The organism is Salinisphaera sp. Q1T1-3 (assembly GCF_003602005.1).
In the GTDB taxonomy this organism is placed as follows: domain Bacteria; phylum Pseudomonadota; class Gammaproteobacteria; order Nevskiales; family Salinisphaeraceae; genus Salinisphaera.
The window spans coordinates 184,461-210,133 of the sequence record NZ_QZWD01000006.1 but is presented as its reverse complement, the minus strand read 5'-3'; the positions used below and the strand labels follow the sequence as shown (position 1 = coordinate 210,133).

Genomic DNA, 25,673 nt, shown 5'->3' with positions numbered 1-25,673 from the left:
GCCGACGGGCCATCTAGCGTCTGGGTGTTAAATTAGCACCGCCGCCTGAAGAGTGGATGAACGGTGGGCACGGCACGCCCCCGACCCGTTCATGTTTCGCACGAGTCCGCGCCAAGGGGCTTGCGAAGTCGGCTACAGGGCAACACGAGAGCGCCGGACACAGCGTGTCGCCCCTGCTGCCAGCGCGCTCGGGCCGGGTGATGTGTCCTCCGCGCACCGCGATCCGATCGAGCCGCCGCCGACAGGCCCGACCTCGAACACTTACACTGGGCCAGAAGAGGCGCTGTCACGGGGGGCAAGGCCAGATGCGCACAGACTCGGCAGAATCGACGACGCGCGAGTATTTCGTCGATATCAAATCCTTTCCGATCAACGTCGATCTCGCGCAGGTCGATATCGCCGCCCGGTATCCCGTGACCGCCCGGTTGCGCCAGGATGACGGCGACCCGGTCGATGCGGATTTCACGGTCGAATTCGCCCTGAGACGGCTCGCCAGTTTCGTCTACAACCCGCGCCAGGTACTCGAGGGCACCATCGACATGCGGGCGATCGACGGCCTGCACTGCGACTACATCACCCTGCGTTTTCTACCGCTCGGCTGTCTGGCGGTCTCGTTCGCTCATCGTCTGGTCGCGCCGACCGATCGCCGCAATGTCGCCTCGCTGCGCGATCGCGGTCACGCCTGCTATCGCCACAATCTGTCGTTCAACGGCCTGATCTATGATCTCGTCGCCGGTCTGAGCGCGAACGGTATCATCGCGCACTGCCCGAGCCTGCCCTACGATATTCTCGATCCCGAGGCCTTCTGGCAGCACGCGCCGACCCGCGAGCAATTCAGCACGGAAATGGCCTGGCGAGCCTGGTCGAGCGGCAATTTCGTCGCGATCGGCGATCGACCGACCGGCGACTGGCCGCAGGATGCCGGCTACGCTGGTCAAACCGCGCTGGCCAGTCCGAACGGCCGTTTCGTCATGTTATTCAACAATTATTTCGGCTGGCACCTGAAACAGACTAACCAGACGGGCGCCCTGGCCGACGATGCCGCGCGGATCGCCGATGAGACCGAACCGGTGATGTACATGATTTCGCGACGCAGCCAGTGCGCCAGCGGCATGCGCAACATCCAGGAGCTCTCGCGCGCGTTCGTATGGGATCGCGAACAGGGGCTTCGCATCGGCGAGATGCGTCGCTACGTCAGCGCAACGCGGCTGGCCATGCTCGCGCCCCGGGAATACGAGGAATCCACGGACAAATCGAGCCGCGCGATCTACCAGACGGTCTGCCGGGATCTGGCGATCGATGCCCGTGTGGCCGAATTCAGCGAGAGCATCAACATGCTTGCCGAGGATGTCCGCGGCCTGCAGTCCGAGCGCGACGAAAGCGAATCGAGAACGCTCAATCGCATCGCGTTCTGTCTGACGTGCGTGTTCGGTCTGTCGGCGGTCAACGACATCGCTCATTTCATCGCGTTCGAGGACACATTACTGTCGCCCTGGAGCCGTCTGGGACTGCTGTCGCTGGCCTTTGTCGGCCTCTGCGGCTTCCTGTGGTGGCTGATCGGCGGAGCGCGATACCGTCGATTGAAACGACGCCTTCGCGATCGAGCGTGACGGACCTGATCGCAGCCGCGCTGCTGGTCTGCAGCGCCCTGTTCTTTTCGCTACATCGGCTGGTCATTCAACAGTCGCGGGACCGGCTCGCCCTGCTGGCCGGTTTCAATGCGATTTCAATCGGCGTGGGCCTGGCGCTGACGCCGTTCGTTGCCCCACTGCCCCTGGCTGCCGTGCCCTATCTGCTGGCCTCGGCCGTGTTCTACAGCCTGGCGATGATGTTCGTCACCGCGGGCTATCGACACGCGGACTTCGGCGCCATCACGCCCCTGCAGAGCGCCATCAAGATCGTCATGATCGCGTGGCTGGCGGCGTTGTTTCTCGACGAGCCGTCCAGCCTCGGTGACTGGATCGCGGCCGGGCTGGTGGTCATCAGTTACATCGTCCAGATCGTGCCGACACGACAGCGCATTCGAGTCGCCGGCCCGTTCGGCCTGCTCGCCCTGGCCGCCGGTTTATGCAGCGGGCTCCAGTACGTCGCCGATGTCGCCGGCATCCGCCAGACAGTCGATCCGCTGCCCTACATCGTCTGGAACCTGACGATCGGCTGGCCGGTCGTCCTCTACGGCCTGTTCACCCGTCGTCGGGACATGTACCTCGAGTTTCGACTGCAGCGTCAGCGGATTCTGATCGCCGCGGCGCTCGACATCGTCGGCTACTCGTTGATCCTGCTCGTGGTCTATCAGCTGGCCGTATTGTCGATTCTGCCGTTGCTGAATCTGGACATCGTGTTCTCTGCCCTGATCGGCGCCTTCATCCTGCACGAGGCCCGAGCCGGCCACCGGCTGATCGCGGCGGCCCTGCTGCTCACGGCGGCCCTGATCTCGCAACTGTATTGAGACATGCGAAGGCCGGTCCGGTTTTCCGGCCCGGCCTCGCGTCGACGACATCGCGTCGCTTCGGCCACAACCGGATCGCGCCGACCGTCAGGCGATCGGCCGGCGCGCCGGGCATGGCTCAGGAGGCGTCGTTCGAGGCCTGGGCGTCGTCGCTCGGCTCGTCGTCCGAGCCGTGACCGGCCAGCCCGCGATTCTTCAGCATCGGGCCGATCTGCGGCGCCCGGCCACGCCACGCGTCGTAGGCTTTCTGCAGATCACGCGTATTGCCGATCGACAGGATCATGCGTCGGAAACGGTCGCCGTTCTCACGCGTGAGCCCGCCGTTCTCGGTGAACCAGGTAAAGCCATCATCGGCCAGCATCTGGGTCCAGAGATAGGCATAGTAGCCGGCCGCATAGCCGTTGCCCCAGATGTGCTGGAAATAGCTGGAGCGATACCGGGGCGGAACCAGATTCGGCATGTACATGCCGGCTTTCTGGAGCGCCTCGCGCTGGAAGGCGTCGGCCTGTTTCTTCGGCGCATCCGCGGGAATCGTGTGCCAGGCCATGTCGAGCAACGCCGCGCTGATCAGCTCGCTCATGTCATAGCCCTGGTTGAAATGCACCGAGGCCAGCAGCTTCTTCTTGAGCGCTTCCGGCATGGGCTTGCCGGTCTTGTAGTTCTTGGCGTAGTGGTCGAAGACCTTCGGATAGATCGCCCAGTGCTCGTTGATCTGGGACGGGAACTCGACGAAATCGCGCGGCGTCGCCGTACCGGACAGCATGGGATATTCGGTATCGGCGAAGAAGCCGTTCAGAGCGTGGCCGAACTCGTGGAAGAGCGTGACGACGTCGTCATAGCTCAGTAGCGTGGGCTTGCCCTTCGGCGGCTTGTCGATGTTGGCGACGTTGTAGATGACCGGCTGGGTGCCAAGCAGCTTGGATTGGCCGACCAGGTTGGACATCCAGGCGCCGCCGTTCTTGTTGTCGCGCTTGTAGTAGTCGGCATAGAACAGCCCGAGCTTGGAGCCGTCGGCGTCGTAGACGGTGAACACCCGCACGCTCGGCGCGTACACCGGCAGATCGTGACGTTCCTTGAAGCGCAACCCGTAGAGTTCGTGCGCGGCATAGAACACGCCGTTCTCGAGCACGTTGTTGAGCTCGAAATACGGCTTGATTTCGGACTCGTCCAGATCGAAACGCTGCTTGCGCAGTTTCTCGGCGTAGTAGTTCCAGTCCCAGGGACGCAGCTGGAAGGACTTGCCGGACTGATCGATGAGCTTCTGCAGATCGGCCGCTTCGGCCTTGGCGCTGGCCTTGGCCGGGCCGACGAGTCGTTGCATGAAGCCCTCGGCCTTGGCCGGTGTCTTGGCCATCTGGTCGTAGAGCGTGTAGGCCGCGTAATTGTCGTAGCCGAGCAGACTGGCCTTTTCCGCGCGCAGCTTGGCGATCGTCTCGATCGTGTCGCGTGTATCGTCCGAACCGCCGTGTTCGGCGCGGTTCCAGGAGGCCGAATACAGCGTTTCGCGAGTATCGCGGTCATCCAGCTGGGCGAGCGGCGGCTGTTGCGTGGTGTTCTGCAACGACAGAACGAACTGGTCGTCGAGATGCCGATCGGCGCCCGCGGCGGCCGCACCGGCGATGGCATCATCCGACATGCCCGCAAGCGCAGACTTGTTCACGAAGATCGGCGCGTGATCGCTGTTGGCGGCCAGCAGTTTCTGCGTGAACGCCGTCGACAGACTGGACAAACGCTTGTTGATGTCGCGCAGTTTTGTCTTGTCGGCATCGGAGAGCTTGGCGCCGGCATGCACGAACTTGTCGTAGTACTCGTGCAGCAGACGGGCCGATTCCGGGTCCAGATCGAGCTGGTCGGCCTTGTCGTGGAGTGCGGCGACCCGCTGGAACAACGCGTCGTCGAGATAGATCGCATCCGAGTGCGCCGCCAGCCGCGGCGCCTCGACCTGCTCGACGTGCTGGAGGGTCTTGTTCGTATTGGCGCCGGTCAACGCGTTGAAAACGGGCATCACGCGTGACAACAGCGGGTCGCTTTTCTCCAGCGCCACGATCGTGTTGTCGAATGTCGGCGCCGCGTCATTATTGGCGATCTTGTCGACGGCCGCACTCTGCTGCGCCATCCCGGCTTCGATCGCCGGCATGAAATCGTCGTTGTCGATCTTGTCGAAATCCGGCGCATGAAAGGCCAGCGAGCTCGGCTGGGCGAAGGGGTTCTTGTCGGAAAACGCCTGGCGTGCCCGCGCGGCCTCGGCCGCGGGCGTCTCCGAGGCCGACTGACCGGCGGACCTGGAGGTCGATGCCGAATCATCGGCCGCGAAGGCGGCCCCTTGACCGCCTGCCAGACCGAGCCCCAGCACCAAGGCCAGCCCGGTAATCCCACCACAACGTTGCATTGAATCTCCCTGAATTGACTTGCAAAAGACGACACGGCGGCGATGACGCCCCGGCCGGCACGCGAACATGCCCTGCCTGCCGGCCCGGTACAACGCCACCAAGGTCGCAGGCTCGGCAAGGCATAAGGCGTGCCACTTCTCCCGGCGACCTGGCGACGGACCACGGTGCACGATCGCGATGGCGCGCCCGGCTCGTCGCGCCGGTCAGCCGAAACCGTTGCGCTCGCGGGCCGCCTGCTTGAGCGCATCGATAACCACGCGCACCTTGGGCGTCAGATAACGGCTGGCCGGCCAGAGGGCATGGATCGGCATCTCGGCGCCGGCATGCGCGTCGAGCACGGTTTCCAGACGGCCGTCGGCCAGCTCGTCGGCAATCAGCCAGGTCGGCAACTGACACAGACCGGCCCCGGCCAGCGTCGCCGACACCAGCGCCTCACCGTCGCTGAAGGCATGTCGGGCGCGGACCGGCTGGCCGAACGTTCGCCCCTCGTCATCGCACAGCAGCCATCGCGGCTCGCGCTGGCGGTGGCGCTCCCAACCGACGATGCAATCGCGCGTGAGCAGTTCTTCGGGCGTGGTCGGTCGGCCGTGAGCGGCCAGATAGAGCGGCGCGGCACAGATGACCAGCCGCTGTGCTCCCAGACGAGACGCCACGCGATCGGCGTCATCGTCGAGGCGACCGATACGCACCGCCAGATCCACTCCTTCGGCCACGATGTCGGCCCGGCGCTCGCTGAGCATCACCGAGAATTCCAGCCGGCGATGACGGGCCGACAGCGTAGTGAGCACGGGCAGGACGTGCCGACGGCCGAACGCGCCCGGCAGATCGAGGCGCACGAGCCCGACCGGCGTTTCGCGACGGCTGGCCAGGGCATGCTCGGCGGCCTGCAGATCCGCCAGCACGCGTGCTGCGGTCTCGAAATACTCGCGACCATCGTTGGTCAACGTCAGACGGCGTGTCGTGCGATGAAACAGCTTGGCGCCGAGCCGGGCCTCCAGCCGCGAAACACTCTTGCCCACCGCCGAGCCCGTCATGTCCAGCTGACGCGCAGCGGCGGTGAAACTGCCCGTCTGTACGGTCTTGGCGAACTCGATCAGCCCGTCGAGTTGGGTCGTTGACGACATTCTGGAACCACAGGACGCAATAAAATTCCCAACAGCCGGATTATAGCGAACCAGGAAGCAACTACAGTCTCGCTCGACGCACTCAAAAAAGAGCGACGACGCCATGCAAGGCTCGCACGATACACCGGATACCGCGACTCATCCCGGCTTTGGCCGGCTGTTCGAGCGCGACGAGATCACGCTCGGCCTGATCATGCCGCTGGCCACTTACCCCGATCATCCCGTGCCCGACATGACCGGCCATTTCGAGCGCGCCCGGGCCGCAGACGAAGCCGGACTGAGCGCCCTGTGGATGCGCGATGTGCCGTTCTTCGATCCGCGCTACGGCGACGCCGGCCAGGTTTTCGAGCCCCTGACCTATATCGCCGCCCTGGCCCGGGAAACCCGACACATCACGCTCGGCACGGCCGGCACAGTGTTGCCCCTGCGCGAACCCAAGATGCTGGCCAAGCAAGTCGCCTCGATCGATCACTTCGCCGACGGCCGCTTCGTTCACGGCCTGTCCTCGGGCGATCGGCCGCCGGAGTATCCGTTGTTCGATATCGATTTCGACAGCCGGGGCGAGCGTTTTCGGGATGCGTATGCGGTCTATCGTGCCGTGCTCGAGGACAGCTTCCCGCATTTTCGCTCACCGCGTTTCGGTCATGCCGAGGGCGCGCTCGATCTGTTGCCCAAGCCGCCGTTCGGGCGCACACCGGCGATCGCGATCGGCCGGGCCCAGCAGTCCATGGACTGGATCGCCGCGCATCTGGACGGTCATTTCGCCCCCGCGCCACCGGCCGCGCAGCTGGCCCGCTTCGCCCGAGACTGGCACTTGCGGGCGATGCCCGAGGCCGACAACCCGCTGAAACCCCTGGGCATTGCCGGTTTTCTGGATCTCGTCGCCGATCGTGATCATCCGATGCAGCAGATGCGGGCCGGTTTTCGCACCGGCAGCAAGGCGCTGGCCGAGTTCATGGCCACAGCACGCGACGCCGGCATCCATCACATCGCATTGAATCCACGGATCACGCAACGTCCGCATCCCGAGCTGCTCGAGGACCTCGCGCGCGACGTGCTGCCGCATTTCCCCACCCGACCGGCCCCGGAACAACCGGCCGGCTGATCGCCACCGACTTTTTCCAATCGGAGATCAAGACATGACACATCGACTGTTCGAACCCTATGACATGGGCGGCCTGACACTGCCCAACCGTGTAGTGATGGCGCCCATGACCCGCGCCCGCGCTGAAGGCGAGGTCCCCGATGCGCTGACCGCGCGCTACTACAGCCAACGCGCCGGCGCCGGATTGATCATCAGCGAAGGCGTGCCGATCTCGCGCGCCGGGCGCGGTTTTCTCTACACGCCGGGGCTGTTCACGGCCGAGCAGGCCGAAGGTTGGTCGCGCGTGACCGAAGCCGTGCATGCCGCCGGCGGACGCATCTTTGCTCAGCTGTGGCATGTGGGCCGGGTCTCGCATCACTCGCTCCAGCCCGAGGCCGCGGCCCCGGTCGGTCCGACCGACGAACGCGCCGTCAACGCCGGCTCGTTCGCTCGGGATGCCGATGGCAACCCGGGCATGATCACCCCCGATACGCCCCGCGCGTTGACCACCGATGAAATCGTCGATCTGGTCTCGGACTTCGCGCGCGCCGCACGTACCGCCATCGATGCCGGTTTCGACGGCGTGGAGATCCACGCCGCCAACGGCTATCTTTTCGATCAGTTCATCAACGGCGCCCTCAACGACCGCGAGGATCAGTACGGCGGCTCGATCGCGAACCGTCTGCGCTTTCCGCTGGAGACCCTGGATGCGGTGATCGCCGAGATCGGGGCCGACAAGGTCGGTATTCGCATTTCGCCGTTCGGCCGCTTCAACGATCTCGCCGCCTTCGCGGACGAAGGCGAGACCTGGGTGACCATGGCCGGCGAGCTGGAAGCCCGACGGCCCGCTTATGTCCATTTGAGCGACCAGCTCACCCTCGGCGCCGAAAAGATGCCGGACGGCTTTGCCGCCTCGTTCTGCCAGACCTACGGCGGTACGCTGATCGCCGCCGGCGGCTTCGACCAGGCCACTGGCGAGGCTGCGTTGGCCGACGGCGAACTCGATCTGATCGCCATGGGCCGCCCGTTCATCGCCAACCCGGACCTGGTCGAGCGCATGCAGGCCGGCCATCCGCTGGCCGAGGCAAACCGCGAGACCTTCTACGGCCCGATCGGCGCGCGCGGCTATACGGATTATCCGACCTACGCCGAGCAGCAGGCCGTGCAACAGGCACAGGAGAGCGAGGCATGACACCGGCCGCTCCCACCGACGATCGACTGGCCACCCTGCTCGACCGCGAGGCGATCCGCGAGCTGCGCATGGCGTACTCGCATTGTCTGGATCGCGGCGATATCGCCGGCCTGGCGGCGGTCTTCGCACCGGATGCACGTCTCGAAGTCACGGTCGGCGTCATGGACGGCCTGCCCGCGATTCAGGCCGGCCTTGCCGCGGCCTTCGAGAGCTTCGATCGCGACGGCCGCGGCCGCTATCCGTTTCTGCACGTGGTTGCCAATCACGTGGTGCGAATGACCGGGCCCGACACGGCCGAGGGCAGCTGTTATCTGATCGATTTCGAGACCGCCCGCAAGCCCGAGCCCGACCCGCTGTTGCTGCTCGGCCTGTACCACGATCGGTATCGGCGCATCGACGGCAGCTGGCGAATCAGCGAATCGCGGCTGGAGGTGGTCTGGCCGCCGGCAGATACCGCTGTCTGACCGACAGCGAATCTGCATGACACCCGCATGAAAAAGCCCCGGCCAAAACGGCCGGGGCTTTTCTGTGCGCTTCGTCGATCGCCGTACGATCAGAGATCGAGGCAGATCTTGCCGAAGTGCTGGTTGGTTTCCTGATACCGGAAGGCATCGGCCAGCTCATTGAGCGGGAACTGTTTGTCGATGACCGGCTCGATACCGTTGGCCTCGATGGCTCGCACCATGTCCTGCTGCTGGCGACGATTGCCCACCAGCACGCCCTGGAGCCGGATCTGCTTGGCCAGCATCGGCATCATCGAGACTTCGCCGGCAACCCCGGTCAACACGCCAATGACCGCGATATGACCGCCGACACGGACCGCGGTCATGGATTGCGCCAGCGTATCCGGGCCGCCCACCTCGATCACATGATCGACACCGCGACCGCCGGTGATATCACGCACCGTCTGGCCCCACTCGGCGTCGCGCTTGTAGTTGACCAGATGGTCGGCCCCCATCGCACGCAGACGCTCGAGCTTGTCGTCGCGCGACGAGGTCGCAATGACCGTCGCCCCACAGCTCTTGGCGAACTGCAGCGCGAAGATGGAGACACCACCGGTGCCCTGAATGAGCACGGTCTCGCCCGGCTGCAGGCCCCCGTCTTCCATGAGCGCACGCCAGGCGGTCAGCCCGGCCGTGGTCAGGGTCGATGCCTGGGCATGCGTGTAATTCGACGGTGACCGGGTAAACGCCTCGGCCGAGCGGGTCACGCGTTCGCGCGCATAGCCGTCGATGCCGTCGCCGGGCACCGTATCGAAGCCTTCGACTTCGGCCTCGCCATCGTGCCAGGTGGGGAAGAACGTACTCACCACATGATCGCCGACGGCGAACTCTCTGACACCGTCGCCGACCGCCTCGACTTCGCCGGCCCCGTCGGCCATCGGAATACGGTCTTCGGCGACCCCACCCCATAGACCGGTGACGACCGCGTAGTCATGGAAATTCAGCGAATTCGCCCGCAGGCGTACGGTGATCTCGCCCGGGCCGGGCGCGGGCACGTCCTGCTGCTCGATACGGACCTTGTCATAACCGCTGCCGGCGCCGACCACAATTGTCTGATTCGACATCATTCACTCCTCTTTACTGATTCGTCGTTTCGGGAAATGACGAAATGTTCGAGCCAAATGTATCAGATCATCCCGCCCATGTCGTCAAGCATTTTTCCGATCTCGGCCTCGTTGCGCCGGTAATACGTCCACTTGCCGATCCGCGTGGCCTGGACAAGCCGGGCCCGTTGCAGGATGGCCAGATGCGTGGAAGCCGTCGAGGGCGACATGCCGGCCTTCGACTGGATATGACTGACGCAGACCCCGATACCCACAGGGTCGCCGTGCGCCTGCGCGGGGAAATGCGCCACCGGTTCACGCAGCCAGGCCATGATCTGCAATCGAGAATCGCTGGCCAGTGCCTTGAGTTGCTCCACTATCATGGCGCATACGATAACCGCTTCGCGGCATCCTGTCGCCGGCCGCCATCGGCCCGACGCCAGTAACAGCGCAGGCCCTCGAGCACCGACCAGAAAGGCCCTGCGCGGTCGAGATACCCGAATCAGGCGGGGATTTCCGCCCTGCCCGCGCCCGTGCTGACGGGCCTATCGTCGAGCGACCGGACAGCGCCATTCACGGACCGCCGGCGCGACCGTTTTGACTGAATCAGGGGAATGTGTGGCTCTGTCGGGCGCCGCCGAAGATATTCGCCATGATCATGCGCCGCGCGATCGAGTCGTCGGTCAACGCCCAGTGCCCGTCCTTTCGAACCAGCGGCAGCCGCCCCTCGAAGCGGGTGTCGGCCAGATCCGTGGTCCGACTCATGACATCGTTTTTCATGCGCATCGTGATATGGACGCGGCAGAGGTAGCGCACGGGGGCATCGGCTTTGGCGTTGTCGTCGCCGGGGTTCATTTTCTCGCAGCGTTGGCCGTCGACGAAACTGACCCGGTGCAGCCGCTCGGCGAAGTCCGATTGGGTCAACCGGGACAGATGCGGCGCGCGTCGATTGGTCGACGATTGATCGAACCGCTCGAGCGATTCCTGGATCGCAGTCTTGACCTCGCCCTCGCTCGGACCATCGTAGCCGAGCCCGCAGCCGGCCAGCACGAGGCCCGCAAGCAATACGCCGGTGCCGCCGCGCGTGGCCGTGCCTGCTGATTTCGTATCGTTCAAGTGTCTTCTCCTGGGTTATTGGACCGCGCATCGGCGCGAGAAACATCACGCGCGTCAATCGCCGGCGCGAATCCAGCGGTAGCCATAGCGCTGCTCGCGATCGCGATACCCGATCTGTAGCCAGGCCGGCTCGATCGGGCCCAGCCGCAAATGGCCCAAGGCGTCGATCTCGTCCATCGGGCGCCAGTGCTGGCCTGCATCACGACTGAGCAGCAGATGGCTGCCGTCGCCGCGCCCTTTTTCAACGATGAGTGTGCCGGCATTACCCCACAGCCGTCCCAGTCGGCCACTGCCGGTCTGCAATACCGGGCGCCATTGCTCGCCGTGCAGCCGATACAACGTGTAACGCTGCGGTGATCGCGTTCTGTAGACGCCGAACAATCCCCCGCCCGGGCCATTGGTCAGGGATACGAACCGCCCCCCGTATCGCTTCGCCGAGAGAATCTCGCCGGTATCGGCATTCAGCCGAAAGACGCCGGTATCCTCGTCGCGACCGTAGGTCCCGCCGGTCACGGCATGGATCTGGTTCGCATCATCGAGGTACCAGTCGAACAGATCGCGGTCCCCACTGCTGGCGATGACGCTGGCGTCATGCGCGATGAGCGTCTGGTCATCGACCAGCACGCGCCAGTGCTGACCGCCGTCTTTAGAGACATAGAGTTGCTGGTAGCCCGCAACCCAGACCCGCTGGCCATCCACACCGATGATTTTCGGCACATAGGCGCGGTCCAGAACGCTCTGTGCCGCGAGATGCCAGTGATGGCCGAAATCGCCCGAGACAAAAACCACGTTGTCTTCGATATCCGGCAATTCGGCCAATAGATAGCACTGCCCGCGGCTGTCGCAGCGCATGGCCTTGATCTCGCCCTGCAGGCGCGCAACGGCGGCAAGTTGCCCGTCGTGGGCGCGCAACACATAACCGAGTCTCTGCGCGCGATCTTCACGCATGAGCGCCCGAACACGCGCCTGCGAATCGTTTTCCTCGGCTGGCGGCGGGCTCACCAGACAATTGAGCACCGGATGCGCCGGGCCGGTTTCGACCGTATTGTCGGCCTGACATTGCCGCCGACAAGCGCCGTCGTCTCTACACGCCTCGACCTCGCTGTCCCGCCCTTTCGAGACCACGCTCAGAAGGAGATCCTGGCCGGCCGGGGTCGCCTCGAGCGAATCCCAGTCCACCGGCTCGACCAGCTGATCGGCGGCCAGTCGCTGTTGCGGCTGCCAGTCCCAGCCGTCGGCGTAACCGACGAACAGATACCAGTAGATCGCAAAGATCGAATAACACAGACAGGCGCCGAGCAGCCACGGCCGTATCCAGACCGGCACCATGTCAGGACAACTCGCTCAGGATGGCGCTACGGCCCTGGCGCAGCCGCCACTGATAGGCGATACCGACGATATAGCCGAGTGCGGGCGTCTGGCGCCGTCGATAATAGAAATGATGGATACGCTCGCCGATGAAGCCGGCGACCGCGCCGAACAGCGTCAGCATGAGCGCCATGACGCCCAGCAGCGAGAGCAGATCGAGCCAGTCCCAGTAATCGGGCGCCACGCCGCGGTCGTACCAGTCGTAGAGCTCGAACGAGAGCATCATGACAACGATGAAGGCCGTCACCGCGCCACCCACGATCGACAGGGCGCGTCGCCCCATGGGCGTGTGCGCCGTTGCCGTGTAGTTGATGTGGGCGATGCCATCGCTGTGATTGAGCAGGCCACGGACCTCGCCGTCGCCCAGAGAGGTCAGCAACGTGACGCGATCGCCTGCCGCGACGAAGAACGGCGCCCGACGGATGAGTACCGGGTCGATGAGACTTCGCCAATCCCAGGCCCCGGTCCGGATGCCGAATTCGCCGCCGGAACAGACCAGGGTGTATTCGTTGAGGCTGTATGAGAACTGCCCGCTGCCATAGGTGCGTTCGACCACGTGCACATCACGCAGGGTGTCCTGCAGCACGCCCAACCGGCCATGGATGCCGTCGCCCAGGGAAAGCGCCGGCGGCGCCGAAAATACCGGTGGCACGGACGGCCTCGGGCGTTGCCCCTGCTTTACTGCCCGGTAGGCCGCACGCAGTCGACGTCGCCCCGGATGACACGCGAGCGCGAGCCGATAGACCGACCACCCGAACATGCCCACGGCCGTCGCCATGAGACCGACCCGCAACAATGCCCAGAGGATCTGGGTCGAGAATGTCATGTGCCACGCCAGCCCCCCCGGCAACCAGCACAGCGCCAGCAGCAGCGGTGCCAGCCAGCGCCGACGATCGGTATTGGCGGACCAGAGGCGACCGTCGGCTCGCTCGAGCCAGTGCAGCCAGGCACTGCCGTCGCGCAGTCGATGCGCACCGATCGTCACGGCCTCATTGCGACGCAGTCCGCGTTTGAGCACATCGGCATCGAACCGGTCCCCGTCGAAGAAGAACACCCCCCCGTCGGTGGCCAGACGATAGAACGTCATGCCGTCGCGGATCTTCAACCGCTTGAGATCGCGACAGGCCACACGGACAACGAACACGGCGCCCGCACGCTGCGGCGCGGGGGGCTGGGTTTGTTTATCGGCCATCGCCCGCCTCGCTCTCGGTTGTCTGCTGTGTGTGATCGCCGTGACCGGCCCCGTCAGCGCCCTGGCGGACAGCACCGTTGGCGAAACGGCGCGTATGAAATGCCGACGTATCGATGCCGCGGCGGGCGAAATCCTGTTTGACCTCGGCGACCGCGGCCGCAAAGTCGGCATCGGTCATGTGGTGATAGCGCGCTGCCGCGACCATCAGACGAGGCGCGGGCTTGTGTTGCATCCAGCGTGCGATCAACGGCATCGGCAACTGCATGCTGGCCTGGTCGATCCGCTCGGGAATCTCGCCGACATCGCGATACTGCACGCGCCAGGTGATGTCGGGCATCGCACGTGCATTCGCCCCCGAGGGCTTGTATCCGGCGGGTGGCAACAGGAAGAAGAACAGGGTCTTCTCGCCGGCCACGGGCCGCAGCGAGATTTCCGTATATCGCGAGGGCGTGAGTGTGTCGTCGTGTTGCACGCCCATCCGGTAACCCTCGACTTCATCGTTGATCAGAAAACTGAGAATGCGACCGGCCGCGCTCATCGTGTCCAGAGAGTCGAAGCCGGACTGCCCGAACCGGATGTTGGGAACCAGCAACGGCTTGACCGTATCCTGGTCGGTATTGCTCCAGAGATAGACCGGCCCTTTCTCGACGATGGCGCGCCGCAACCGCACCGCGTTGCGATCGAGCTCGGCCGGCGCGCGCTTCGAAAGATCGTGCAACGGGCTCGGCGCGATCACCGACTTGATGGCGCTCGGGTCACAGACACGAATCATGTATGTCAGCGGCAACAGCACGCCGGCCAGCACGACCCATTTGCTGTTGCGCTGCATCTGCGCCCGGAACCGGCCCGCCGCGTCGCGATTGGCACGGCTCAGACGACCGGCCGCCGATTGTCTCGCTTGAGCCGCAGCCTCATCCGATGCCGCGCCCGGCGACGAGCGGCGCCGTGAGGAACGGGCCCGCGTGGCCGTCGTCGGGCGCGCCGGAGACGGCCTCGCCTCGGGCACGGCATCGCCGAACACACGAGCACACCCGAGCGCCCCGGCGCTTGTCGCGACGTACGACGCATCGTCCAGACAGGCGCGCAGTTCCTCGACGAAGGCGACATAATCCAGCAGATCCGTGACGTGATGTCGTGCATCGAGATGAAAATGCAGGCGCTGGCGATCGGCCAGGCGGAGCGTGACCGACGGCGCCTGGATCTCCCAGCGCCAGAGTTTGGTGTCACAACCGACCTGGTATGCCGTGACATCGGCGAAATCGATGCGACCGAACAGGCGCGACGTGAACCCCGTGTCATCGAAGACGATCGTCTCCGTCCGCCCGCGAACGCGGCGCGCCTGCCATGCCACCACACCCCATGAGGCCAGCCAGACGAGGCCCGCGACGCTGGCGGTAATGGCCGCCGCCCGGTCGGGAACGTGCTTGTGCACGATCGGCAATACGATCGCCAGCCCGGCCAATCCGCCAAGACAGATCAGCCACGCCAGCCCGCGAAGATCGGCCCGATCATGGCGATATTCCAGCACTGCGGACGAACCCATCACACCCTGCCCGTTCAACTCGCCGGCACCGGCCCGCGCGTTCGACCGAGCGGGCCACTTTCAATTCGCCGCCGAAGCACCGTACGAAGAGGACGCGTCGCGTGGCACGGCGACAGCAGCGCGTTCCTTGTCGTTACTGGCCGTGAAAGGAGGCGCTGTTCTCATACGCTTCGACTCGATCGTCGGCGATCTTATCGAAGTTGGTCGCCGACCAGGTGTGTTCGACGCGCCCGTCGCCGGATGGCACGCCGATCGTGACCGATTTGCCGTGGCGCAGTGCTTCAGTGATGGCATGGGCTGCCGCCTGACCGTGGAACGCATAGTTCGTATGGCCCTCGGTGCAATCGATCGTTGCCGGATACTGCTTGCCGTCGACGGTCATCGCCTCGGCCGCGGTCGGCGCCTTCAAGCTCAGCTTGCCTTTTTCACGGTCCTGGCCGCAGGTTTTGGCCGGCACGTCGAGAATCCCCAGAAACAGCTGCGGCCGGCCTATCAGTTGCTCGAAAGTGAATTGCATCTCCATCGACTTGTCCTCGCTGAGTGCGCCGACGATTTTCTTGTTCTTGTGATCGCTCTGCGACAGGGTTGTCCAGGTCGTGGTCTCGGACTCGCCCGGCTCGAACATCGTATCGGCTGCGATGGCGGCCTGTGCCGCCAGGACGCTTGTGAGTAGGCCGATACCGGCAACTGTCTTGTTCATGAATGTCCCTTGCGTCTTGTGTCCGGCTCGGCCAACCCGCTGTTTCCGGATAGCCGTCGTTTCGAATGGCCGACAAGAATAAAACAAACGTCGAACAGAACCGACAAAGCCTCGCGCGCAGCATTTTCGAGCCCCAATAACTTGCGCGATAGCAGCCCGAATACGCCCGAGGCCAAAACGCGTGCGATCATGTCGCATGAACGATTTCTCCCGACTCGGCCTCCGGCCCGAACTGATCGACAGCGCAACGGCCCAGGGCTTTGCGCAGATGACACCGGTCCAGGCCCAGACGCTGCCGGCGATTCTGGCCGGAACCGACGTGCTGGCCCAGGCCGAAACCGGCAGCGGCAAGACCGCCGCGTTCGGTTTCGGCCTGTTGAACCGGCTGATCGCCACCGACAACACGCCGCAGGCTCTGATCCTGTGTCCGACGCGCGAACTGGCCGACCAGGTCAGTCAGGCGCTGCGGCAGTTCGCGGCCCCCATCGGCAACGTCAAACTGATGACGCTGTGCGGCGGCAGCCCCATGCGCGCACAGATCAATTCGCTTGCCCGGCCCCCGCACATCGTCGTCGGCACACCGGGGCGCGTGCTCGCCCATCTACGCCGCGCGAGCCTGTCGGCGCCGGCACTACAGACGCTGGTGCTCGATGAGGCCGATCGCATGCTCGACATGGGCTTCATCGCGGATATCCAGGCGATCGTCGATCATCTACCCGCCGATCGACAGACCCTGCTGTTTTCGGCCACGTGGCCGGACGCCGTGCGCGAGATCTCGCCGCGCCTGCAACGCGATCCGGCCCACATCACGGCCACCACAGACGACACACCGACACGACGCATCAGCGAGATCTTTCATCGAGTCGACGATCGCGACAAACTCGCCGTACTCGAACGCGTTCTGGCCGACGCGCGACGCCGGCAAACGGGCTTCATGCAGGCGCTGGTGTTCTGTAATCGTCGCGAGACGGTCGATCGCGTGGCCGAGCATCTGACGCGACGAGGCGTGGCAGCGCTGGCCCTGCACGGCGACCGCGATCAACGTGAGCGCGACGAAGTGCTGCTGCGTTTCGCCAACCAGAGTTGTGCAGTGCTGGTGGCCACCGATGTCGCCGCCCGTGGCCTCGATATTCCCGCCCTGCCGCTGGTGGTGAGCGTCGATCTGGCCGGCGACGTGGCCACGCACACCCATCGGATCGGCCGCACCGGCCGAGCCGGCGAATCCGGTCGCGCCGTGTCGTTGGCCACACCCGGCGAGGGTGATCGCGCCGAACGTATCGCCGCCGAGGGCGGCTTCCGGCTCAACTGGTCGCGCTGGCCGGAATCCGGCGGCCAGGCCGGCGCCAAGCCGCCGATGGCAACGCTGGTCATTCAGGGCGGGCGTCGCGACAAGCTGCGCCCCGGCGATATTCTCGGCGCCCTGACCGGCGACGGCGGCCTGAGCGGCGCGGACGTCGGCAAGATCGATATCGCCGATACGCGCAGCTATGTCGCCATCGCCCGTGCCGAGGCCCGCCCCGCGCGCGACCGACTGCGAAAGGCCGGCATCAAGAAGAAACGCTTCCGTGTGGCGATACTGGCCGATTGAATCGCGATCGGCGGGCCGGCGCCGGCGGATGTCAGGACGCCGCGTCGGCCGGTTGCGCCGAACGCGCCGCATCGGCCGGCTCGTCGAGCTTCATCGCATGTACCAGCACGATGCTGACGGCATAGAGCGCGGCGAATATCCAGACGATGCCCGCCACGCCCACACGCTCGAAGCACAGGCTCACGATGGCCGTGCCGACGAAAGTGGACAGGCCCGCGCCCAGATTCAGCACCGACAGCGCCGCCCCTTTCTGCTCGGGCGCCAAAGTGGGCATGAGCGCGGACAAGGGCACGAAGCCAGCCAATCCGACGCCAAGCAGGATCGCCATCGCCACGGCCATGTCGTAGTCCTGTGTCCAGAGCGGCAGATAATAGAAGCCGAGCGTGGCCAGCATGCAGACCAGGCCGCCGCCCCACATGATTGTCGAGCGCCAGCCGATGCGATCGCCGATCAGGCCCATCGTCAGATTGGCCACGATGTTGGCAATGAACATCATCCCCCAGATCTGCAGCCACTGGCTCTGGCTGAAGCCGATGTCCTGTTGCATGAAACTCGGCATGAAAGCCATGAAGCCGTAGGTTGCCAACGTGTTGATCACCCGGGCCAGCCCGCCCAGGCCGACCTTGTAATTCTCGAACCCGATGGTCAGTCCGGCGATCAACGCCCGGCGTGCCGAGCGTTGTCCCGGCACCGCTCGAGCACTGTCGTAATCGGTGTTTCTAAAGCAGATGAAGGCGATGATCGCACCGAGCACGACGAAGATCGGCCCGGTCGCCAACAGCTCGATCGGGGACAGCGCGAACACCGAAAACGCCAGATCCGAATACTGCGCGCCAAGTACGAAGAACCCGCCGGTGAAACAGAACCAGAACCAGCCAACGGCCGCACCAAGCCGTTCGCGAGGCGCGACCTGAGCGATCACCACCAGAAACGAATAGGCGAACATCGGATAGGCGAAACCGCGGAGCGGATAGGTCGCAAGCAGTGTCCAGTACGGCGCCTCATAGGCCAGGGCCGGCACGAAAATCGCGGTACCGATCAGAAACAACAGCGTGCCGCCCAGCATGGTCGCCACCGGCCCGAAGCTTTCAGTCAGCACGCCGGAACCCCAGGAGCCGAGCGCCACGGTCAATCCGTAGGCGGTGAACACCCAGGCGGCCTGGGTACCGCTCAAGCCGTGATTGACGAAATAGTTCTGCAGCCAGGCCGCTTCCAGACCGTCGCCCATCATGAAGACCACCACGCCGATATAGGCCAGCAGCAGTTGGGGCGGCATCCCGACGCGTTCGCACCACGCGTTCATGGCATCTCTCACTCGTTAAACGGATTCGCCCCGTCTTGATAGAGGAAAAATGCGTGGCGGATTAATGGTTTTTGTTGCTTACCTTATCGACGCTTTTTCCAAGGACGGTCGATACCGGGATTGGACGAGACCGCCGACCGCATGTCGCTCGCATTCGAGGTCCGCACGGCCCGTCATCACATGTCGCCCGCGCCGGCAATGCGCTCGGGCATACGCCTGACAAACGCGCCAACATCCGATTTCTGCATTGCTTTTCGCATAATTTCATTTTCTCTCGGTCGACGATCCCGGCCCAATGTTCGCGCTGGACGAACCCCGAATCCCGTGCCGACGTGTCATGAACCCGGGCGGGATCGCGCACTCCGAGGATCCATCGATGAACGAGCGAGTACGTGCGCATGCGCACGTCATCCAGGGCGATGCCGAGGCCATCGCCGTTGCCACTGAACTGGCCCCGCGGCTGGCCGAGGGCGCGACCGCCCGTGACCAGCAGCGCATCCTCCCGCATGCCGAACTCGATCTGTTCTCGCAGAGCGGGCTATGGGGCATCACGGTGCCACGCGCCTACGGCGGCGCCGATGTGTCGTTCGCCACGCTGGCCGAGGTCATCGCGATCATCGCGGCAGCGGATCCGGCGATCGGCCAGATTCCGCAGAATCATCTTGGCGTGGTCGAAGCTCTGCGTTTCACCGCCAGCGAAGAACAGAAACAACGCTTCTATACCGGCGTGCTGGCCGGGCGTCGCTTCGGCAACGCGTTCTCGGAGGCCAGGAGCAAGAATGCCGGTATCTTCGAAACCCGCCTGGTGGTCGACGGCGAGGGCTTTCGGGTCACCGGCGAGAAGTTCTATGCCACGGGCGCGCTGTTCGCCGACATCATTCCGATCTCGGCGACCGGCGAAGACGGCAATATCTATCTCGTGTTCGCCGACCCGGCAGCCCCGGGATTGACCGTCACCGACGACTGGTCGGGCTTCGGCCAGCGCACCACGGCCAGCGGCAGTGTCTCGCTGGACCACGTCTGGATCGCCGCCGATGATGTCGTACCGGCCCATCTTGGCTATGACCACCCCTCGGTCAACGGGCCGGTCTCGCAGATCATTCAGGCCGCGATCGATCTCGGTATCGCACGCGCGGCGATCGACGACACGATCGCCTTCGTGCGAAGTGCTTCCCGGCCTTGGATCGACAGCGGCGTGGACCATGCCTGGGAGGATCCCTACACGATCGCCGCGATCGGCGATCTCAAGCTCAAGCTGCATGCCGCCGATGCCGTGACGAATCAGGCCGGCCTGGCCATCGATGCCGCGATCGCCCAGGAGACCGAAACCACGGTCGCTGCGGCCTCGCTCAAGGTCGCCGAGTCCAAGATCCTGACCACCGAGATCGCCCTGCTGGCGGCCAACAAACTGCACGAGCTCGCCGGCACCCGCTCGACGCTCGCCAAACACGGGCTGGACCGCCACTGGCGCAATGCGCGCACGCACACATTGCACGACCCGGTGCGCTGGAAATATGCCGTGCTGGGCAACCACGCCTTAAACGATATCCCACCGCCGCGCCACGCCTGGATCTGAACTCATGGCCAAGAAAATCCTGTTCAACGCCTTTGACATGAACTGTGTCGTCCATCAATCGCCGGGGCTCTGGCGGCACCCGCGCGATCAGGCCGATCGGTATCTCGATCTGTCCTACTGGACCGAACTGGCACGTACGCTGGAGCGTGGCAAGTTCGACGCGCTTTTTTTGGCCGACGTGCTGGGCGTCTACGATGTCTATGGCGCAAGCAACGAAACTGCACTGCGCGAGGCCGCCCAGGTCCCGCTCAACGATCCGCTTTTGACCGTCTCGGCCATGGCGGTGGCGACCGAGCATCTCGGGTTCGGGCTGACCGGCACGCTGTCCTACGAACCGCCCTACACCTTCGCACGCCGGCTCTCGACGCTGGATCACCTGACCCGCGGGCGCATCGGCTGGAACGTCGTCACCGGCTATCTGGACAGTGCGGCTCGCGGCATGTCCGGCGCCAAACAACAGCCCAAGCACGATACGCGCTACGACATGGCCGACGAGTATCTCTCGCTCGTCTATCGGTTGTGGGAGGCCAGCTGGGAAGATGGTGCGGTGCAGCGCAATCGCGAGACCGGCGTGTTCACCGATCCCGCGCGCGTGCATCGCATTCGCCACGATGGCTCGTTCTATCAGCTCGATGCGATCCATCTGAGCGAGCCCTCGCCGCAGCGCACGCCCGTGCTCTACCAGGCCGGGACGTCCGAAAAAGGCCGCAACTTTGCCGCGCAGCACGCCGAGTGCGTGTTCATGGCGGCCCCGACCCGGACCGTGGCCGCGAAATACGTCGCCGATATCCGACGCCGCGCGGCCGACTACGGGCGCGATCCGCAGTCCATCCGGATCTTCAACCTGACCACGATCATCGTCGGCGAGACAGCCGAGGCGGCTGCCGACAGGCATGCCGAATACGCCCGTTACGTCAGCCCCGAAGGGGCGCTGGCATTGATCTCCGGCTGGACCGGCATCGATTTCTCCACCTATGACTTCGATGCGCCGATCCGTTATATCCGTAACGAGGCGGTCCGCTCGGCCATCGAATCGTTCACCGTGGCCGATCCCGATCGGGTCTGGACGCTGCGCGAAGTGGCCGCGCATGTTGGCCTCGGCGGGTTCGGCCCGCTCATCGTCGGCCCGGCTGCCGAGGTGGCCGACGAGCTCAGTGACTGGATCGAGGCGACCGATCTCGACGGCTTCAATCTGGCCTACGCCGTGACCCCGGAAACCTTCGTCGACGTCGTCGATCTGCTGGTGCCGGAGCTGCAACGACGCGGACGCTACAAGACCGAATATCGCGCTGGCACGCTGCGCGAAAAACTCTTTCCCGGCCAGGGGGCACGCCTGGGCGCGCCGCATCCGGCCGCAGCTCATCGCCACGCCGCGATCGAGGAGGCCTCATGACCGTTGCACGGATCGAACCGACACCGGCGCCCGTTCCCGTCATCGGCAGCGATGCCGAAGCGATCGCGGTCGCCCATCGGCTGGCCGAGGCCTTCGCCTGCGAGGCCGGCACGCGCGATCGCGAACGACGCCTGCCCCATGCCGAGATCGAGACATACTCGCGCAGCGGGCTCTGGGGCATCACCGTGCCGCGTGCCTACGGCGGGGCCGAAGTCTCGAACGCCACGCTGGCTGAAGTCACGGCCATCATCGCGGCCGCGGACGCCAGCCTCGGCCAGATTCCGCAGAACCATTATTTCGTTCTGGAAGCGCTGCGCCTGACCGGTAGCGAACAGCAGAAACGAACCTGGTTCGCCCGGGCCCTGGCGGGCGAGCGCTTTGGCAATGCCTTGAGCGAGGCCGGTGGCAAGACCGTGCACGACTACCAGACCCGCCTGCATCATGACGCCGACGGCGTACCTGTCATCACCGGGCGTAAATTCTATTCGACCGGCACATTGTTCGCGCACTGGATCGCGGCCTTCGCCAAGGACCCAGACGACAATCTCGTCTTCGCGTTCATCTCGCCGGACACGCCGGGCGTCGCCCTGATCGACGACTGGTCCAGCTTCGGCCAGCGCACCACCGGCAGTGGGACGACCGTATTCGAACAGGCCCGGGTCGATCCGGCGGCCATCGTGCCCTTCCACGAATCCTTCGAGCAGCCAACGAGCATGGGCCCGCTCGGCCAGATCAGCCATGCCGCGATCGATATCGGCATCGGCCGTGGCGCGTTGAACGAGACGATCGCCTTCGTACAGACCCGGTCACGGCCGTGGATCGACAGCGGCTGCGATACGGCGGCCGAAGATCCGTACACGATCGCCGCCATCGGCGACCTGACACTGCGCCTGAATACTGCGGACGCATTGCTGGCGCGCGCCGGCCGGGCGGTGGATCGGGCAATGCAGGCGCCAAAGGACGACACGGTCGCCCAGGCATCGATCGCGGTCGCCGAGGCGCGGGCCTGGGGTACGGAAGCTGGGCTGGCCGCGGCCAACAAGCTGCATGAACTGGCCGGCACACGTTCCACGCTGGCCGAGTACGGCCTGGACCGCTACTGGCGCAACGTTCGGGTCCATACACTGCACGACCCGGTGCGCTGGAAATATGCCGCCATCGGCAATTACTACCTCAACGACATCAAGCCACCTCGCCACGGCGCGATCTGACATTCGCCTGGGCTACAAAGCCCTTGCGGCTGGCCGCCCCGGAAACCGCCACGCAAGACGGCTTCCGGGGCGTTCGCGATCGCCCGTGCTCAGGTGTACCAGGTCGGTTCGGGCACTTCGTCCAGCAGCGCGAAGCGCCCGACTTCGACGCGTTTATAGGCGACCGGGTCTTGCAGGCTGTGGGTGCGCAGGTTGCGCCAGTAGATATCGAACCCGTCGCGGTTCGCGCTGGCCCGCGCCCCGATCACGTCATAGGGCCTGTTGATGTTTCGTGCGAGCCCGCGCCAAGCGCGCCCTGAAATTGACAATGGGCGGCAAGACGAGGCGTAGCAGGCATAGCGTGTCATTCTGCGCCAGCCTGCTAGAACGCTGTATTGCCGTCGTGTTTTTGATTTTGGGGCGCTTGTCCCTTCGGGTAGGGCCGCCCATGAAAAATCGACGATGGGCGCCCTGCGGCGTTGCCAGTCTGGATCGTGGCACGCCACGATCGGCGACTCGCGCCTTGCCGGACACACGGCGGTCTCTCGACGAAAAGGCGCTCGCACGAAACATCAACAGACCCTTGGCCGGGGCCAGCAACGTGACCAGTCCGGCCTGCTTGAGCCGATCGATCTCGGCATGCGGCGGATGACCGGCCCGGTCCCGGGCCACGGCGTCTTCGGCCAGCCGGTCGCCGATGGCTCGGGCCTGTTCGAACCAGCCCGTGGCCGTATCCGGTCACGGCCCGGCAAACACGTCGTCGCGTGCGGCATGACCATCGGCCCGGGTCTGCGTGCTGCTCATCGGCAGACTCCATCGGTCGGCACTGGGATATCGCCGGGTCGCGCATCACGCGGGGATCGCAAGCGTCGCCAATCAGAAAACGGCACAAGCAAATCACACGCGCATGCAGCCGACGGGCGGCCCGACGCGGGTCATCGCGGTGACGGATATCGCGAGACCGGCCGTATCACATCCCGTGTGCCCGACCAGATTGCGGACGAAGGATACTTGGATCGGGCCCGCCCGCGCGTTATACAGAGCGGTCGATTGTTGCAATCCAGTCCCGGGACCGGCCCGGCATCGAGGGTCCATGGGTTTTCTTGCGTTCGCCGCCGTCCTGCTCATGATCAGCGGCGTCATGTTACGGGTGCGCTATACCCGCAACGCGGATGCCTCACGACAGCTGGCCGAAAATGAAGACGAAGGCGACGCCGTCCGGCTGACCGCGCGCGAAAAACTGGCCCTGGCGCTCGCCTATCCTGTCGACGACCCGCTCAATGACCACGTCCATGAGATCATCGGTGAATGCCAGCTCGTTCAGGGCAACGTGTCTGATCGACGACTCTATATCGGCGATCTGTGGGTACTCGTTCACGACAGCATGAGTCCGGCGCTCGATACGGTATGTACGGCCCGGATCGTACGGACGCGCGACAAGGCGCTGGTCGTCGAGCTGAACGGGCAGCCGATCCTGCCGACACTGGTCGATACGCGCGATGCCATCGAGACCGACGGGCGTACGATCCCCCCGGACCAGCAGGTTCGAATCCTGGACGAGACACAAGAGCGCGGTGTCGATCACGAGCTGCGGATGGCCAGCCTCGGCCTGGAGTCCGGCTGCGTGCGCACGTTCGCGATGTGTTTTCTGTGTCTCGGCGCGTTGATCATCATGCTGGCCGCGCCGAGCCTGCATCCGTTCTGGTTCGCGATCGGCTGTGTGCCGCTGGCCCTGGGCATCCTGGGCTGCCTGCCGAGCGCGGGATTCAAGCCGCCCGAACACGGAGATCGGCTGTACCGGCTGCACGGCCGCGTGATCGTCGCCGAGCAGCCCGAAGACGTGCCCGGCCTTGAGGCGCTCTGGGATGAGCGCGCCAGCGCATATACCCGATTGCTGTCGACCGGGGCCGTCAAACCGCGGCTCTCGGGCGTGTACAGCAACCGGCCGGTCCCCATCATCGGCAACGTGGCCCTGAAATATCCCGGCCAGTGGCTCGAGGCCCTGCGCCACCGCACGCCGGAAACGGTCGATGTCATGGTTACGGATCGAGGCGACGTCGTCGCCCACGGCCCGGTATCGCGCTACGACGAACTCCGCCGTTTTCGCCGGTGCACTGGTGGGGTCATGCCGCCGCGGCGGTACTCGCAACGGTCACGCTCGCCGTGGCGATTCTTAACGATACACAGGCCACGGAGACACTGACCATGCCCGAAGCGGTGATCGCATCGCTGCCCTGGCTCGACCAGCTGCCCGCCGCGCTCGGCTTCGTCGGGCTCGTCGGCATCGTGATTCACCACGGCTGCTGGACCCTGGTGGATCTGTTTCGTTGGCGCGATCGGCGTGCCAACGTCGTACAGTGGATCGAGTCGCGATGAACGGCCTGCGCCGACCGGGGGCATGGCGTCGCGTCATATCCTGTACCTGGCGATTCGCCGCCGTCGGTCCGCCGCTGGGTACCGCGCTGATCGTTATCGTGCCGCTGGCCATCGACGCCACCGAAGCCAGCGATGTGATCGGCGGCTGGCTGTTCTTCTCCATCTTCAGTTATGGGTTCGCCGGCCCTGCCGCCCTGATCGCCGGCCTGCTTTACGGCATGGTTCGAGAACACGGTGAGCACACCAGCCGCTGGGGGCTTGGCGCGCTGTGTGGCGCACTGGGTTGGCTGGGACAAATCGCCGGCGAGGCCTTGATCGATGCGGATGTCCAAGCACTCAACGGCGTCATACTGCTCCCCCTGGCGACGGTGGCCGGCAGTGTTTGTGCGCGCTTCATCGCACTGCCACCATCATCCCGATGCGCCAGCGAACCGGCCGGCCAGCCCTCGTCTTTCACGCCCTAGCCGTGGCCGTCCTTTCGAAATCACCGTGCCGGCCATCGTCTCAACGCGATACGCCAATCGATTCGTCTGACCGGTCGGG

22 protein-coding genes and 1 pseudogene are annotated in these 25,673 nt (G+C 64.9%); 12 read left to right on the top strand and 11 right to left on the bottom strand.

What is annotated here, in order from left to right; genetic code table 11:
• The first annotated feature begins 305 nt into the window (after positions 1 to 305).
• Together D3260_RS08035 and D3260_RS08030 are read left to right on the top strand one after the other, a co-directional pair.
• Entirely contained in the window at positions 306 to 1,610 is a 1,305-nt protein-coding gene (locus D3260_RS08035; protein ID WP_120098064.1) for a hypothetical protein, read from the top strand.
• Entirely contained in the window at positions 1,607 to 2,449 is an 843-nt protein-coding gene (locus D3260_RS08030; protein WP_120098063.1) for a hypothetical protein, read from the top strand. Before D3260_RS08035 ends, D3260_RS08030 begins: the two co-directional genes overlap by 4 nt.
• Positions 2,450 to 2,567: 118 nt before the next feature.
• Here D3260_RS08030 and D3260_RS08025 read toward each other — a convergent pair whose 3' ends face one another.
• Positions 2,568 to 4,838 (bottom strand): M3 family metallopeptidase, encoded by a 2,271-nt coding sequence (locus D3260_RS08025; RefSeq protein ID WP_120098062.1) that lies wholly within the window; start codon positions 4,836 to 4,838, stop codon positions 2,568 to 2,570.
• A 204-nt stretch (positions 4,839 to 5,042) separates the two neighbouring features.
• Positions 5,043 to 5,963 carry a LysR family transcriptional regulator gene (locus tag D3260_RS08020; protein ID WP_120098061.1) on the bottom strand — a complete coding sequence of 307 codons (921 nt, stop codon included), beginning with the start codon at positions 5,961 to 5,963 and terminating at the stop codon, positions 5,043 to 5,045.
• A 103-nt stretch (positions 5,964 to 6,066) separates the two neighbouring features.
• On the opposite strand from D3260_RS08020, the gene D3260_RS08015 reads away from it, so the two are divergent.
• From D3260_RS08015 to D3260_RS08005, 3 genes are read left to right on the top strand one after another with little or no spacing between them, the layout of a single operon-like run.
• Entirely contained in the window at positions 6,067 to 7,068 is a 1,002-nt protein-coding gene (locus tag D3260_RS08015; RefSeq protein WP_120098060.1) for a TIGR03571 family LLM class oxidoreductase, read from the top strand.
• A 34-nt stretch (positions 7,069 to 7,102) separates the two neighbouring features.
• Complete coding sequence (locus D3260_RS08010) at positions 7,103 to 8,239, top strand: alkene reductase (protein WP_120098059.1); 1,137 nt, start codon at positions 7,103 to 7,105, stop codon at positions 8,237 to 8,239.
• Positions 8,236 to 8,703, top strand: a complete 468-nt coding sequence (locus D3260_RS08005) for a nuclear transport factor 2 family protein (RefSeq protein ID WP_120098058.1) — start codon at positions 8,236 to 8,238, stop codon at positions 8,701 to 8,703. The genes D3260_RS08010 and D3260_RS08005 overlap by 4 nt, the downstream gene beginning before the upstream one ends.
• An 89-nt stretch (positions 8,704 to 8,792) precedes the next feature.
• On the opposite strand, the gene D3260_RS08000 is transcribed toward D3260_RS08005, so the two are convergent.
• From D3260_RS08000 to D3260_RS07970, 7 genes are all read right to left on the bottom strand, one after another.
• Positions 8,793 to 9,806 carry an NAD(P)-dependent alcohol dehydrogenase gene (locus tag D3260_RS08000; RefSeq protein WP_120098079.1) on the bottom strand — a complete coding sequence of 338 codons (1,014 nt, stop codon included), beginning with the start codon at positions 9,804 to 9,806 and terminating at the stop codon, positions 8,793 to 8,795.
• Between the two features lie 62 nt (positions 9,807 to 9,868).
• On the bottom strand, positions 9,869 to 10,168 hold the full coding sequence (locus D3260_RS07995) for a helix-turn-helix transcriptional regulator (protein WP_120098057.1): 300 nt from the start codon (positions 10,166 to 10,168) through the stop codon (positions 9,869 to 9,871).
• Between the two features lie 223 nt (positions 10,169 to 10,391).
• Entirely contained in the window at positions 10,392 to 10,901 is a 510-nt protein-coding gene (locus D3260_RS07990) for a hypothetical protein (RefSeq protein ID WP_120098056.1), read from the bottom strand.
• 54 nt (positions 10,902 to 10,955) lie between these two features.
• Positions 10,956 to 12,230, bottom strand: a complete 1,275-nt coding sequence (locus D3260_RS07985) for a hypothetical protein (protein ID WP_120098055.1) — start codon at positions 12,228 to 12,230, stop codon at positions 10,956 to 10,958.
• Position 12,231: 1 nt separating this feature from the next.
• Positions 12,232 to 13,461, bottom strand: coding sequence for a hypothetical protein (locus tag D3260_RS07980; protein ID WP_120098054.1), 1,230 nt, complete (start codon positions 13,459 to 13,461; stop codon positions 12,232 to 12,234).
• A complete protein-coding gene (locus D3260_RS07975) occupies positions 13,451 to 15,004 on the bottom strand; it encodes a hypothetical protein (protein ID WP_147418133.1) in 1,554 nt (517 codons plus the stop codon). The genes D3260_RS07980 and D3260_RS07975 overlap by 11 nt, the downstream gene beginning before the upstream one ends.
• Positions 15,005 to 15,137: 133 nt before the next feature.
• Positions 15,138 to 15,902, bottom strand: coding sequence for a hypothetical protein (locus D3260_RS07970; RefSeq protein WP_147418132.1), 765 nt, complete (start codon positions 15,900 to 15,902; stop codon positions 15,138 to 15,140).
• Between D3260_RS07970 and dbpA the strand changes: the two genes are divergently transcribed.
• Positions 15,901 to 17,292 carry an ATP-dependent RNA helicase DbpA gene (gene dbpA / locus D3260_RS07965; protein ID WP_120098051.1) on the top strand — a complete coding sequence of 464 codons (1,392 nt, stop codon included), beginning with the start codon at positions 15,901 to 15,903 and terminating at the stop codon, positions 17,290 to 17,292. The two genes, D3260_RS07970 and dbpA, sit on opposite strands and share 2 nt — an antisense overlap.
• A gap of 31 nt (positions 17,293 to 17,323) precedes the next feature.
• On the opposite strand, the gene D3260_RS07960 is transcribed toward dbpA, so the two are convergent.
• On the bottom strand, positions 17,324 to 18,595 hold the full coding sequence (locus D3260_RS07960; RefSeq protein WP_120098050.1) for an MFS transporter: 1,272 nt from the start codon (positions 18,593 to 18,595) through the stop codon (positions 17,324 to 17,326).
• A 376-nt stretch (positions 18,596 to 18,971) separates the two neighbouring features.
• Here D3260_RS07960 and D3260_RS07955 point away from each other — a divergent pair, with 376 nt between their 5' ends.
• From D3260_RS07955 to D3260_RS07945, 3 genes are read left to right on the top strand one after another with little or no spacing between them, the layout of a single operon-like run.
• Complete coding sequence (locus D3260_RS07955; protein WP_120098078.1) at positions 18,972 to 20,171, top strand: SfnB family sulfur acquisition oxidoreductase; 1,200 nt, start codon at positions 18,972 to 18,974, stop codon at positions 20,169 to 20,171.
• 4 nt (positions 20,172 to 20,175) lie between these two features.
• The gene (locus tag D3260_RS07950) at positions 20,176 to 21,564 is read left to right on the top strand and encodes an LLM class flavin-dependent oxidoreductase (RefSeq protein ID WP_120098049.1); all 1,389 of its coding nucleotides are present in this window, start codon (positions 20,176 to 20,178) and stop codon (positions 21,562 to 21,564) included.
• Positions 21,561 to 22,775, top strand: coding sequence for an SfnB family sulfur acquisition oxidoreductase (locus D3260_RS07945; protein WP_120098048.1), 1,215 nt, complete (start codon positions 21,561 to 21,563; stop codon positions 22,773 to 22,775). The genes D3260_RS07950 and D3260_RS07945 overlap by 4 nt, the downstream gene beginning before the upstream one ends.
• A gap of 89 nt (positions 22,776 to 22,864) precedes the next feature.
• Here the strand turns inward: D3260_RS07945 and D3260_RS18090 are convergent.
• Positions 22,865 to 23,026, bottom strand: a pseudogene (locus D3260_RS18090) (monooxygenase); the annotation flags it as partial.
• A gap of 821 nt (positions 23,027 to 23,847) precedes the next feature.
• Here D3260_RS18090 and D3260_RS07935 point away from each other — a divergent pair.
• Genes D3260_RS07935 through D3260_RS07930 form a run of 3 tightly spaced genes read left to right on the top strand, consistent with a single transcriptional unit; the run spans position 23,848 to position 25,594 of the window.
• On the top strand, positions 23,848 to 24,957 hold the full coding sequence (locus tag D3260_RS07935; protein ID WP_120098047.1) for a hypothetical protein: 1,110 nt from the start codon (positions 23,848 to 23,850) through the stop codon (positions 24,955 to 24,957).
• Positions 24,958 to 24,959: 2 nt separating this feature from the next.
• Complete coding sequence (locus D3260_RS17245) at positions 24,960 to 25,130, top strand: hypothetical protein (RefSeq protein ID WP_158583455.1); 171 nt, start codon at positions 24,960 to 24,962, stop codon at positions 25,128 to 25,130.
• Entirely contained in the window at positions 25,127 to 25,594 is a 468-nt protein-coding gene (locus tag D3260_RS07930) for a hypothetical protein (protein ID WP_120098046.1), read from the top strand. Before D3260_RS17245 ends, D3260_RS07930 begins: the two co-directional genes overlap by 4 nt.
• Positions 25,595 to 25,673: the final 79 nt, after the last annotated feature.